Origin of the sequence: Dyadobacter sp. CY343 (genome assembly GCF_021390335.1) — a bacterium.
Classification (GTDB): Bacteria; Bacteroidota; Bacteroidia; order Cytophagales; family Spirosomataceae; genus Dyadobacter.
Genome location: NZ_JAJUXK010000005.1, coordinates 123,971 through 136,844, shown reverse-complemented (window position 1 = coordinate 136,844; position 12,874 = coordinate 123,971). Strand labels below are relative to the sequence as shown.

At 45.4% G+C, this 12,874-nt stretch carries 12 protein-coding genes; 7 read left to right on the top strand and 5 right to left on the bottom strand.

From position 1 onward, the window contains the following. Window positions 1–35 precede the first annotated feature (35 nt). Both LZG94_RS18295 and LZG94_RS18290 read right to left on the bottom strand, forming a co-directional pair. The gene (locus tag LZG94_RS18295; protein WP_233793247.1) at window positions 36–2,135 is read right to left on the bottom strand and encodes a choice-of-anchor A family protein; all 2,100 of its coding nucleotides are present in this window, start codon (window positions 2,133–2,135) and stop codon (window positions 36–38) included. A gap of 382 nt (window positions 2,136–2,517) precedes the next feature. Next, window positions 2,518–3,336, bottom strand: coding sequence for a LexA family transcriptional regulator (locus LZG94_RS18290; RefSeq protein WP_233793246.1), 819 nt, complete (start codon window positions 3,334–3,336; stop codon window positions 2,518–2,520). A 129-nt stretch (window positions 3,337–3,465) separates the two neighbouring features. On the opposite strand from LZG94_RS18290, the gene LZG94_RS18285 reads away from it, so the two are divergent. From LZG94_RS18285 to LZG94_RS18260, 6 genes are all read left to right on the top strand, one after another. Further along, window positions 3,466–4,359 carry a MerR family transcriptional regulator gene (locus tag LZG94_RS18285; protein ID WP_233793245.1) on the top strand — a complete coding sequence of 298 codons (894 nt, stop codon included), beginning with the start codon at window positions 3,466–3,468 and terminating at the stop codon, window positions 4,357–4,359. After that, window positions 4,349–5,851, top strand: coding sequence for an NAD(P)/FAD-dependent oxidoreductase (locus tag LZG94_RS18280; RefSeq protein WP_233793244.1), 1,503 nt, complete (start codon window positions 4,349–4,351; stop codon window positions 5,849–5,851). Before LZG94_RS18285 ends, LZG94_RS18280 begins: the two co-directional genes overlap by 11 nt. A gap of 6 nt (window positions 5,852–5,857) precedes the next feature. Beyond that, window positions 5,858–6,694, top strand: coding sequence for a phytoene/squalene synthase family protein (locus tag LZG94_RS18275; RefSeq protein ID WP_233793243.1), 837 nt, complete (start codon window positions 5,858–5,860; stop codon window positions 6,692–6,694). Window positions 6,695–6,746: 52 nt separating this feature from the next. Further along, complete coding sequence (gene idi / locus LZG94_RS18270) at window positions 6,747–7,268, top strand: isopentenyl-diphosphate Delta-isomerase (protein ID WP_233793242.1); 522 nt, start codon at window positions 6,747–6,749, stop codon at window positions 7,266–7,268. Between the two features lie 61 nt (window positions 7,269–7,329). Beyond that, a complete protein-coding gene (locus LZG94_RS18265; RefSeq protein ID WP_233793241.1) occupies window positions 7,330–7,770 on the top strand; it encodes a sterol desaturase family protein in 441 nt (146 codons plus the stop codon). Beyond that, a complete protein-coding gene (locus LZG94_RS18260; protein WP_233793240.1) occupies window positions 7,767–8,471 on the top strand; it encodes a lycopene cyclase domain-containing protein in 705 nt (234 codons plus the stop codon). The genes LZG94_RS18265 and LZG94_RS18260 overlap by 4 nt, the downstream gene beginning before the upstream one ends. Here the strand turns inward: LZG94_RS18260 and LZG94_RS18255 are convergent. From LZG94_RS18255 to LZG94_RS18245, 3 genes are read right to left on the bottom strand one after another with little or no spacing between them, the layout of a single operon-like run. Continuing rightward, a complete protein-coding gene (locus LZG94_RS18255) occupies window positions 8,468–9,592 on the bottom strand; it encodes an NAD(P)/FAD-dependent oxidoreductase (protein ID WP_233793239.1) in 1,125 nt (374 codons plus the stop codon). The genes LZG94_RS18260 and LZG94_RS18255 overlap by 4 nt on opposite strands. Beyond that, a complete protein-coding gene (locus LZG94_RS18250; RefSeq protein WP_233793238.1) occupies window positions 9,576–10,271 on the bottom strand; it encodes a methyltransferase domain-containing protein in 696 nt (231 codons plus the stop codon). Before LZG94_RS18250 ends, LZG94_RS18255 begins: the two co-directional genes overlap by 17 nt. Beyond that, complete coding sequence (locus LZG94_RS18245; protein WP_233793237.1) at window positions 10,264–12,222, bottom strand: UbiA family prenyltransferase; 1,959 nt, start codon at window positions 12,220–12,222, stop codon at window positions 10,264–10,266. Before LZG94_RS18245 ends, LZG94_RS18250 begins: the two co-directional genes overlap by 8 nt. Window positions 12,223–12,395: 173 nt before the next feature. On the opposite strand from LZG94_RS18245, the gene LZG94_RS18240 reads away from it, so the two are divergent. Then, a complete protein-coding gene (locus LZG94_RS18240; protein WP_215231863.1) occupies window positions 12,396–12,872 on the top strand; it encodes an Lrp/AsnC family transcriptional regulator in 477 nt (158 codons plus the stop codon). Window positions 12,873–12,874 lie beyond the last annotated feature (2 nt).

Genomic DNA, 12,874 nt, shown 5'->3' with positions numbered 1-12,874 from the left:
GTTTTTAAGAAGTTCACATAACGCTTAAGACTTAACTATTTCTTTAAAAGCTTTGAGGTGTACTTGCCTTCTGCATTGACCACATTCACAATATAGAGTCCCTGTTCGAAAGCCTGCACGTTGATTTTCAATTCGGTCTGTCCCTGAATCGGAGTAGCAAAATACATTTGTTTTCCCGATAAGCTTAGTATCTCTACCTTTTTTACAGCTGAGAAACTTTTCACATTCACCTCATCCTGAGTTGGGTTAGGGTAAAAATCAACCGACAATCTCGCATCGCAGCTCCCTGCATCCACACTTCTGATCGCGCTGTATTCGAACGATTCGTCGGTGTCTACCTGCTGCAAACGGTAATAGTAATGCTTTGCGGGAGCAGTTTCAGCGGAGAATGGCGAATCGGAGAACCTATATTCTTTCTGAGCAGGATTGTAATCAATGCGGGCCAGTGGCACAAAGTTCCTTGCATCTGTCGAGCGCTGAACTACAAAGTGTGAAAAATCAGACGCTTCTGTCACAACCCATTTCAATTCTGCATTGCAATTTTTGTTTTCGGCCGTAAAGCTTGCAAGTGTTACAGGCAACGTAGTTGGAGGAGGGCTGGTGTAGCAGGTTCCGATTGAAGCCGGATATTTTACTTCGATAATTTTCCATGGGTCAACCGTCACACGGATTGTCGCGCCATCCTGGCGAAGTGAAGACCAGCGATCTTCTACTTCCTCCCATTTGTTTCCATTTTTCTCGAATCCAGGCCACGCAACGCCGTTTCCTTCCAAATCAATAGATGCACCCGGGAATAAAACGCTTCCAGTCAGCGGTAGATCTGAGTCTTCATGAACGATCTTTCCGTCTGAGTTGATCCATTCGATTTTCGCAAACTTACCGGTCGCATCGAAATTGGAAGGGGTAATCGTGTAATCCAGATACGGTGCATTTTTCTCGCATTTCGAGTGGACGTTCACTGAGATTGTCTTCTCAGCCGGCTCAGGAACCGAGGGAAGGAAAGGCCAGAAGTGAATCTCATCTCCGTTGTGCGCGAATTTTTTTGCAATGATCTGGCCATTGATATTGCCGTTGTTATTTTTAACAAGTTCCGCCTGCGGGGTGAATATCGTTCCGTGAATTACACTTCCTGTAATCGTCACGCTTTTCGTTGCGTCCGGAAAGTTGTAGATCACATAACTGCCCTGCGGGTCAGACAAGCCGCCTACGTTTGGAAATTTAATGCTGCTATTACCTCCTCTGGATGCACAGAAAGTTGGGAAATCGACGATATTGATAATTAAACCAAATCCTCCGCCACCTGCTGCATATTGTTCTTCGGTAGTTCCAAGCTGCGGCCCGGAAGGAATATTCTCAAAATTGATATTATTGATGCTATTCCAAACTTCCGCTGAAACCGTCAACACATTGATCGCATTCGGGTTGACACGGATCTTAGGATTCTGATCGAATTTGCTTGGGTTATTGTAAGGTCCCATTTCAGCACCTTCGATGATCCCGCCATTCTGGTTGCGGATCGGCAGGTTATCTGCCAGGTCTTTCAAATGACCCGATCTTTTAATAAGTGTCGTAAAGGCGCCATCGATATCAATCTGATTTTCACCGCTTCCAAAAACGTTTTCGAAAATCGGATTGTAAGATTCGCCTACTTTCTGACCAGCTTTAAAATCGTTGACGCTGGCATTCAACTGAATATTGGGCTGACTGTCCCATCCGCCATCGGTATCTGTAATGCGGATTGTGGATTCTGCATTGTTTCTGTCTTTGTACCAGATTTTAAGATTGTTCAGATCGGATGCATTGGGTGTACCGTTTCCGATCTTCAGATAATTCTGACCGTTGATCTGCAAGGTACCGCTATTGAGCCTTACACCGCCGCGAACCGCAAGACCGATGGAAACGCCATCTACGAAAAATGCACCGTGTCTCTTATCGAAGCTGATCTGATATTGATTGGAAATTAAATTTCCCCCTACTGCGATCGGACCTTCTGTTTCATTTGGCGCAAGTGTTAAATCGCCGTGAATGAATATATTGAACCTGTGAGCGGCGGCGGTTGGACTTTGAGCGCGGACTGGACTAAAATTGATTGCTATTATAGCAAGGAAGCTAATGAGTAAACGTTTGACGGACATGTTGAGTCGGGTTTTTGATTTCTCAACGAAATTATGCCGACTCAAAAAAACAATAATTCTTTTTGTGACCATCCCGGATAAGTTTGGGGTCACTTCTCCGATTTCGGGGGTTATACAAGATCAAAAATTGTACTATATCTGTAAACTGCGTATATAGCCCACAAACTATCTAGCGAAACTTTGTTAGATTCTTATGGCTCATAATACTATAAATTCTACAAAATATTGACGAATTAGCCCTGTCAAAATCAAATTCTAATGCGAATTACATTCGAATTGCTACTCATTTGCTTTTAATGCCGTTTTAATAATAGCACTTTGTCAAGAGTCGCCAACTTATTGCAGCGTCATATTCTGTGTCCGTATTTCCTGAACCATACAATTATTTGTATGCTCCCCGACCCTTGATTTCCTTGATCTCGTTCTGCATATCCTGCAACATCCGCATCAGTTGCTGCATATCCGACTGCGGCTCGGGAAGCTGCTTGCTGTGGAAACTGTAATATTCCCAAAACTCGATCACGTCCGAAATCGGGACGGTGTAGGCGAAATATTGTTTGTTAAAAGATTGCAACAGTACCGTACCATCATTATTAATAGTGACCTGCTTGAAAACAAAGTCCTGATCACCTCTCAGAATAACGATGCAGGGAGTTTCCGGCTTGATCGTAGTCCAGTCCTGAATGTAGCGCGTGATGATATCACTGCCTTCCGGCACCGGCAGCATAGAATCCCCCACCGTCGGGAACATACGGAAAGTCCCGTTCTTAGGTACAGTAGGCAAATTGAACCTCGGCAGCGTTGCCAGAAACTCAGGATCTGCGTAACCCGACCGGTAACCTGCTTTTGCATGAACAGGCACATATTCAATATTTTCCTGCTCTTCCTTATCCACCGTAATTGCCAGTACGCGAATCTGGTCGCCCTTCATAAATAACTCACTTCCCACTTCCAGGTCCTTGATCTTCTGACCTGAAAGCTTCGTCAGGTCCATTTTAAGGATACTGTCAATGCTCATTCGGAAAAACTCAGAGAAATTGATCAGGTCATCGATAGTGGGGTTAGCTGTACGCCCGCTTTCGTGCGCATTCAGTTTCACCCTGCTAATCCCCAACTTTTCCGCAAGAGCCTCCTGGCTTAATTTTTGACGCAGACGCAAGAACTTAATGTTAACCGACCAAAATATTTCCTGAGTTTTCATAACGAACGATTGATATTTAAGAAATCAAATATAAGATATTTTTAATATCAAAACATAGTTTGTGTATTTTCTTGGGAAATAATTACAAAAAAGTTTTTGTTTAAGTATTTTTGAAAAAAGTTAAACAAAATGTCATCGTATTCTATTAGAGATCTGGAACGTATTAGCAATACCAAGGCGCACACCATTCGTATATGGGAGCAGCGGTACGGCCTGCTTACGCCAGAACGGACAGATACGAATGTGCGGTTTTACGATGACGAACAGTTGAAGAAGTTGCTGAATGTCTGTACCTTACTGAACCACGGAATGAAGATCTCGCGGATCAGTCAACTTACAAGGAGGCAGATGACGGAGGAGATAGACAAGATTATTGCCAGCTCTTCTCAAATTGAAGACAATACAGAAGCGATTGTGAACCGTGCGCTGATTGCGGCCACGACTTTTGACACCTTTTTGTTTGAAGAAGTCTTTGGCGATGCAACTAAGAAGTTGGGGTTAAGAAAAGCGTACGAGAAAGTCATTTACCCTTTGTTGGTCAGGACCGGCTTGATGTGGGTGAAAGATGATCTGCTTCCTTCGCAGGAACACTTTTTATCGAACCTGGTCCGCCAGAAGTTGTTTGCTGCGATCGATGCACTTCCGCTTCCTGAGAATTCCCCGCAGAAATGGCTGCTGTTTTTGAATGAATATGAGGACCACGAGATCGGGTTGCTTTTTGCACATTACCTGATCCGCCAGCGCGGACAACAGGTAGTGTACCTGGGCGCACGTGTCCCGTACCCCGACCTTGCAAATGTGGTGAAGCAATTTCAGCCGACCCATATCTGCTCGTTTTTTGTGTCAAACCAGATTTCTGATCAGCTAGATGAATTGCTTCGAAAGCTGACAACCGACTTTAAACAAACGACGATTTGCATTTCCTGCGGCCAGCCCGATATGCGTGAAACGATTTCCAGATACAAGGTCACACAGATAATATCCATCGACAAATTGATAGAAATGCTGAATTATGCAGAATAACGGTCACATAACGAATGCGAAGGCGCACGAAATTGCCGTGATCGGATCGGGATTTTCTGGTATGGCCGCGGCTGCCGTGCTGGCGAAAGCGGGCAACAAAGTGACTGTTTTTGAGAAAAACGATACAATCGGAGGCCGCGCGCGATCTTTCTCCGAGCAGGGGTTTGTGTTTGATATGGGACCAAGCTGGTACTGGATGCCTGATGTTTACGAACGCTTTTTTGAGCTCTTCGGCAATTCGGTTTCTGATTTTTACGACCTGAAACAACTCGACCCCGGTTTTGCCGTAATTTTCGGCAACTCAGAGGTCATGGATATCCCCGCCGATTTCGACGAAACGTGCGCGCTTTTTGAAAGTATAGAATCGGGAAGCGCCGCCAAGCTTCGCAAATTCATTGATGAAGGTGAATTTAAATACGAGGTGGGTATGCGGGATATGGTCTACAAGCCGGGCCACTCCGTCACAGAATTTTTCAGTTTCGGGCTTTTTCAAAACGCATTGAAGATCCAGCTCTTTAAATCTTTTTCAGCACACGCGAGACAATATTTTCGCGACCCGCGCCTGCTTGCATTGATCGAATTTCCTGTCCTGTTCCTTGGCGCGATGCCGCGCGACACACCGGCATTGTACAGCCTGATGAATTTTGCCGGGTTAAAACAGGGTACCTTCTATCCAATCGGCGGTTTCGTAAAAGTAGCGGAGGCATTTCACCGGATCGCTGAAAGTCAGGGCGTGGCGTTCCGTACCGGCCAGCAGATCGAGAAGCTGGAAGTTTCTAACGGTGCGATCCGCCAAATCCGATCCAACGGGATGCTGAAAAACGTAGATGCAGTAATAGGTAGCGCTGATTACCGGCATATTGAATCGTCTTTACTCGACCCCGAATACCAGATGTACAGTGAATCGTATTGGGAAAACCGCACATTTGCACCTTCCTCTCTGCTTTTCTACCTTGGTGTGAATCGGAAAATCGACAAACTGCGACACCATAACCTGTTCTTCGACGAAGATTTTGAACAGCACGCCATTGAAATATATAAGGATAAGAAATGGCCGTCAAAACCACTTTTTTACGTGTGTTGTCCTTCTAAAACAGACCCTACTGTGGCGCCGGAAGGGTATGAGAACCTGTTTGTACTGATGCCGATTGCAACCGGGCTCGACGATCCCGAATCGATCCGGGAACGTTACTTTACCTTGCTGATGGACAGGCTCGAAAAATTTGCCGGCGTCCCTGTGCGGGAGCATATTATCCTGAAAAAAACGTATTCCGTTTCTGATTTCAAGAACGATTATAATGCATATAAAGGCAATGCATACGGTCTGGCGAACACACTGATGCAGACTGCCATTTTTAAACCCAAAATGAGAAGCACCAAGGTGAGTAACCTGTATTATGCGGGCCAGCTGACTGTACCCGGCCCCGGTGTGCCCCCTTCAATCATCTCCGGCCAGATTGCCGCCCAGGAACTTTTAAAATCCCTAAACTAGGAAACCATGAAAATACTGTATGACAACTTATCGGCATCGTGCAGCAAAAAGACAACACAGCTATACAGCACCTCGTTTTCGCTGGGTATCTACTTTCTTAAACCCTCATTAAGAGCACCTATTTACGCCATTTATGGTTTTGTGAGACTGGCAGACGAAATCGTCGACAGTTTTCACGATTACGACAAGGAAGCGATGATGCGGGAGATCCGGGTCGCTACGGTGGATGCGATCAGCAGAGGGATCAGTATCAATCCGATCCTGAACAGCTTCCAGCACGTGGTCAACAAATACCAGATAGAATGGGAGCTGATCGATACTTTTTTGAGGAGTATGGAAATGGATTTGCAGAAAAAGGAACATACGCGGGACACTTTCAGTGAATATGTGCTCGGGTCTGCCGAGGTGGTCGGGCTAATGTGCCTGAGGGTATTTGCAGAGGGAGACGACGCCATTTTCCAGGAACTGAAGCCTTACGCCATGAAACTGGGCGCGGCTTTTCAGAAAGTTAATTTCCTGCGTGACCTCAAAGCAGATTACCAGGACTTGGGCAGGACGTATTTCCCAGAGGTGAACTTCGATCATTTTTCGATGAAGGACAAAGAAATCATTCAGGCTGAGATCCAGGAAGATTTTGATAATGCACTGATCGGCATCAAGAAATTGCCCGGCGGCGCCAGAAGGGGCGTTTATCTGGCTTATTATTATTATAAAAAACTGTTTATACGAATAAAGGAAACACCGGCTGAAAAGGTCATGAATGCGCGGATCAGGATCCCGGATTATGACAAGCTCGGCCTGATGTTTCGTTCACTTTTAAGGCACCAGTTTGACCTGTTGTGACGTTCTAAATGTATATGTCACGCGAACTATCGCCCTGAAACCCACTAATAATATGAGTGATCAAGTAGTTCTGGTAAATGAGGAAGACGAGGCCGTGGGCCTGATGCCGAAGTTAGAAGCGCACCAGAAAGGAATGCTCCACCGTGCTTTTTCTGTTTTTATATTTAATTCAAAAGGCGAAATGCTGCTGCAACGGCGGGCTTTTGGCAAATATCATTCGGAGGGATTGTGGTCAAATACTTGTTGCAGCCACCCTTTTCCTGACGAATCCACCCACCACGCCGCGGTACGCAGGTTGCAGGAAGAAATGGGTATTACTACTGATCTCAATTTCCTTTTTACTTTCCAGTACCACGCAGCGTTAGAAAATGGTTTGACTGAAAATGAGCTGGATCACGTTTTCTGGGGGATTTCGGATGAAAAACCTTTGATCAATACAGAAGAAGTAAGTGACTTTAAATATCTCAAAATGAGTGAGATCAAGGCAGATATTGACCAGAATCCGACACATTACACCGAGTGGCTCAAAATTTGCTTCGACGAAGTTTTTGAAAAGATCAAGCTTAAAAAATAACCGCCCCTGACCGGGCTCAACTTATATTATGCCAGTCTGGATTACAAATACATTAATTGTCATGGCGGCATTCATAGGAATGGAATGCGTTGCCTGGCTTGCCCATAAATATCTGATGCACGGCTTTTTATGGTTCTTACACCACGATCATCACCAGCGCGACGACGGTGATTTTTTTGAGAAAAACGACTACTTCTTCGTCATTTTCGCAACACCCGGTATCTTGTTCCTGACGATCGGATTGAACCAGGATTTTAATTACCTGTTCTGGATCGGACTGGGCATTACCATTTACGGATTCACTTATTTCATAATACACGACGTATTTATCCACCAGCGGTTCCGGGTTTTCAGGAATACCGATTCGGTATATTTGCGGGCGATCCGGCGGGCTCACAAAATGCATCACAAACATCTGGGAAAGCATGAAGGCGAGTGTTTCGGAATGCTTTGGGTACCATTGAAGTATTTCAGAGAGGCGAAAAAAACGGCGGCGAGATGAGTTCATTGTATTTGTTAATAGACCTCGCATCCATTTCCGTCCCGGTTATTGCATCTTTTCATCCCAAAATTGGTCTGAGCAAGCATTGGCCGATTCTATGGCCTGCTATCCTGATAGCCGCATTACCATTCATCGTTTGGGACAGCTTTTTTACGCAGATCGGCGTTTGGGGATTTACACCCAAATACCTGGTGGGAGTTTACCTCCTCGGCCTGCCTATCGAAGAGATATTGTTCTTTATCTGCATTCCCTACGCTTGTATTTTCACCTATTACACTTTCCGCGTTTTTCTCGGATTGGATTACAGGATCCGCGCCGAAAACTTTGTAATCTGGCTGTTTATCGTTGTTTCGGGTATTTCAGCGATCGTTTTTTACGACAGAGCCTACACGTTCTCAACATCGATACTGCTCTTTTTCTTTCTATTGTATTTAAAATTCTCCGCAAAACCCGAGTGGCTGAGCCTGTTTCTGTATTCGCACATGTTCCTGCTGATTCCTTTCATTATTGTAAATGGAATTCTCACCGGCACTGGCCTCGACGAGCCGATCGTGTGGTATAACGACGCTGAAAATGTAGGTGTCCGCTTCCTGACCATTCCTGTGGAAGATCTTTTTTACGGCATGCTCATGCTGCTTTTGAATACTTTTCTGTTTGAAAAGCTCCTTGCCAGGCGCGCTGTAATAGCCCAGTTAAGTTAGAATGGTTTCCCGTGGGTAAGCGTTACGAGCTTATTGAGAAGTTTGGGGGTTTTGTCTAATAGCCGCAATGCAAGATCGGTCGTCGTTTCCTTTCCAAACAGGTTTTGCAGGTAATATCCCGCTGTAATGCGTTTGCTGAATGCATTATTCCACGCCCGCTGATAATTTATACTCAACGATTCTCTGGATTGTTTTTGGTGTAAATGCAGTGCGATTTCCTTCGCGAGCAAATAAGAAGCGTGCATGCCCAAACTCATTCCATTTCCACAAAGAGGCGTAATCGAACCGGCTGCGTCGCCCAGCAAAAATATCCCGTCGCTTTCGGTTGCTTTTTTTTCGAAGTTGATATTGCTGATCACGAGCGGCTGGGTATTCACAAACTCTGATTCCTGAAATATCCTTTTCAAATGAGGGTTTTTAAAAAGAATCCGTTCTTCCATCGCCCTGATATCTTTGCCGTTTTCCTGCAAATTTCGGGAAGTGGTCAGGTAGCAGAGACAATACTGGTTTCTATCGACTTTTGAAATACCGCAATATCCGTCGCGAAAATTATGCAGCTCGATCCGGTTTGCAGGGAGGTTGGTGTGCACGTGGTACTTCACGCCAATGTAGTTCTGCGCAGTTTTTGTGGAAGTGTTTTTAATAAATTGCGGGGTATACTTTCCGTAACTGCCGCATACCAAACGCGCTTTGAAAGTACCCGAACTTGTGGTAACATAATATTCTCCGCCGGTGCTCGAAACGTCGGATACCTTACAATTTTCCTTTACTACAACCCCTTTCGTAGCAGCGATGATACTCAGCTGGTGATCCAAAGTGTACCGGCTGATCCCAAACCCGCCCGATTGCAGCACATGTTCCAGCATAAAGCCACGCGACGAACTGATTCCCAGCTGATTGATAAAGGGAATATTCAGAGAATCGAAAGGAAGACCCAGCCTTTTCAGAAAATCAAAGCTTTCCATCGATATATACTCGCCGCAAACCTTATTGAAAGGATATCTGTTTTTCTCAAATAAAATCACTGAAAAACCCTCGTCGGCGAGTTGTATAGCCAGGCAAAGGCCCGCAAGCCCGCCACCTACGATCCCACAATCGTACACCTCAGTCCGCGTTTCCATATACGATCACTTCATGCCTGAAAGCCCATTTATTTCGAACCGAGAAATGCCCGGCGCCAGCTTCCCGAATAATCGCGATCCACTCTTTCCTTTTGAAACCCCTCAATACCGAAAGCGGCGCGTCGTTTTTCACCAGGTAAGATTTTGAGAAAAAACGGGTCAGGTATTTAATAGAATAATGCGCCAAAGCATTGCGTTCGAGATCGTTAATCACAAGGATAGCCTTATTTTTCAAAGCAAAACCCACCAACTCGGCCAACTCGCTATTACTGAGGTGATGACAAAAGAGACAAGCATGAATAATATCAACCTGCCCGACGTGTGAAAACAGGTTGCGATAATCGTCGCAAATCAGGCTGACGTTGCTGTTTTTAAGGTTGTTAGCCGCATACTTGATACAAACCGGCTTGATATCAATACCATACAAATCAAGATCGAAACCCGCTTTCCGGTTCCATTCGGCGATCCTTTTGAGCGTATCTCCGCCGCCGCAGCCAATATCCGCCAGTTTGTAGGATTTCTCTTTTTTTAATACACTTTTCAGTGCATCGAAAGAGATCGCATAGCCTCCCAGCCAGTGATTAATAAAATCGAGTTCTTTCAGATTTTCGAAAAGGTCGGCGGCTGGAATATCATCCCGGTCGAGCAATTCCTTTTCCGCGCTCCTGACCTCAAACATATTGCAGCTGCATTGTTTCAATGCTCAGTCCCGGACCAAAAGCTGCGGAGAATATCCGGTCGCCCTGGTGCTCCGGCTTCGCTTTTTCCAACACTTCTTTTAATACAAACAGAACCGTCGGCGAGGACATATTGCCGTAATCCTTCAAAATCTGGTAGGTATGTGCGAGCGCGCATTTGTCAAGCCCGAGCGCAAGTGCAAAATCATCCACGATCCTCTTCCCGCCCGGGTGTATCGCCCAGTGTTTGTAACCACCCACACTCAGCTTCACTGCCCGCAGCATCGGTTCGATATTCTTGCTGATCAGATCGGGCACATAGGAAGACAAATTCATAATAAAACCCGTTTCTGAGAGCCGCCACGCCATATCTGAATAGCCGTTATGCAGTACCATCGAGTTAAAAGATTCAATGCTGACACTATGCAGGTACTGTTCAGAAGGCTGCGCAGTTACGAGCGCCGCCACCGATCCGTCGCCGAAAAGCAGGTTGGAAAGCAGGTAGTCGTCGTTATATTGTTTTTGAAAATGAATGGTACAGAGCTCTGTGCACACCACCAGCACTTTGGCTTTTGGGGTTGTACGACAAATGGTATCGGCCTGTTTCAAAGCAATGATCGCCGCATTGCAGCCCATAAAATTGACACTGCTCCGCTGAATGGAAGGCGGCAGATTAAGCTCCCGCATCAGTTCCACATCCAGCCCTGGCGCAAACAAGCCCGTACAGGTTACCGTGATCAAATGTGTAATTTGACCTTTTATCTGCTCAAATCCCCTGATCTTATTGACTGCCTGCAAGGAAAGTTTTGTGGCGTGTTCCTGGTAAAGCTGCATGCGGCGGCCCAATCCGGGCTCGGGTAGCAAGTCAACCGATTTATTAAAAAATTCGTATTGCTCCGGTTGTTTGTCAAAATCTGCGATGACAGAATACCGTGTTTCGATCCCCGTTTTACCCGCTACTACCTTGATCTTCCTTTTGGTGATCAAATCGTCGGTCGATCCCGAATAAAATGAAGCTAATGTTTCCTGCGAATAACGATGGTCCGGAACGGCGGTCTCAATTGCTGATATATAACTCAAAGGAATCCTGTTAATAATAATTAATATGATGAAACAACTATTCATGCAGATCGCCGCCACCCAGTTCATCCGCATCGTGTTCCTGAAATTAGCCTCTCCCCTATCCTTTTTTACCAGATAAAACCAATATCCGAAGTAGACCACGATCGGTAAGAAAAACACCTGGACAATGAAAAAAATCATTCCAAGTTTGTTGGTCGTAAAATACAAATAATAAAAGCTATTGCAGAGCAAAAACATCAGCGCGGTGAACACGAATGTCCCGATGTAGCCTAGCTTGTAGCTCAGCGTAACGATCCCGTCTTTCAGGTCTTGCCGGTGCTGATAAACCTGTGTGAGCGGATAAGCACCCGCGATCTGGAATGAGCAGCCCAATAGCACGTACCAGTTTGCGGGACTCATTTCCAGCACCTTTCCGGAAATGCCGACGATCGACATATAATAGGTAAACGCGCCCTGAAAAAACACGACTGTGAGAAAACCCGCGTAAGGATATTTCTTCAACCGTATTTGCCGGGAACTGTAAGCCCGCGACGCAGCAATATATAAGATCAGACAAACTGCAAACAAAGTATTTACGAAGAGAAGCGCCAATAAGATTGAGGCAGCGTCCATTAAAACGGTTAGATAAAACAAATCCTTCGTAGGCAGCGGCGGTTTTTCAAGTCCGCCAATACTCTCCTCGTCCCGGTCGACGAAACTGTTGTAACCGTTACTGGCCGGATATACAAGCAGATGAATGATCAAAAAAGCCCAGAGCGCCTGCCGATGCACCACCGTTTCTGCCTGGCTGTACGCAAACAGAAAAAGCGGCATCAAAAAGAACGAGAATGGGATTCTCAGGAGCTTAATGGTATTACCGTCGATGCGCATAACCGAATATAAAGAAATATTCGGTCCAACTGTTCAGGCACACATTGCAACAATTGTAAAAAATCCAGACTAAACAGAACTATAAGCGAAATACATACATATATGCAGTATTTTATACATAAAAAAGATACATTTACTGAACAATATTCAGACAAACGTAATATTGAGCGAATATGAGCCCTGCTGAATTTACACTTGACAAAACAGACCTGAATATCCTGCGGCTGATGCAGGAAAATGCGCGGATTACCAATGCAGATCTGGCGAGGGAGCTTGAAATGGCGCCTTCTGCTGTTTTGGAGCGGGTCAAGAAATTGGAACAGAAGAATGTGATCGTACAGTACACAACCCGGATCAATCCCGCGGCATTGCAGCAAAGTCTGCTCGCGTTCATTTCGGTCAGATCATCCGAAGGAATGGGCAGCAATGATACGGCGAAAGAGTTTGCAAAAATCCCCGAAGTACAGGAAGTGCACCACATTGCCGGCGAGGATTGCTACCTCGTGAAAGTGCGCACAACCGACTCCGCGTCGCTGATGGAATTAATGCGTAACTCTTTCAGCAAAATCCCGAAAATCTTATCTACACGCACCACGATCGTTCTCGAAACTGTCAAAGAAGAACAATTATTAGTCATTCCAGAAAAATAAAC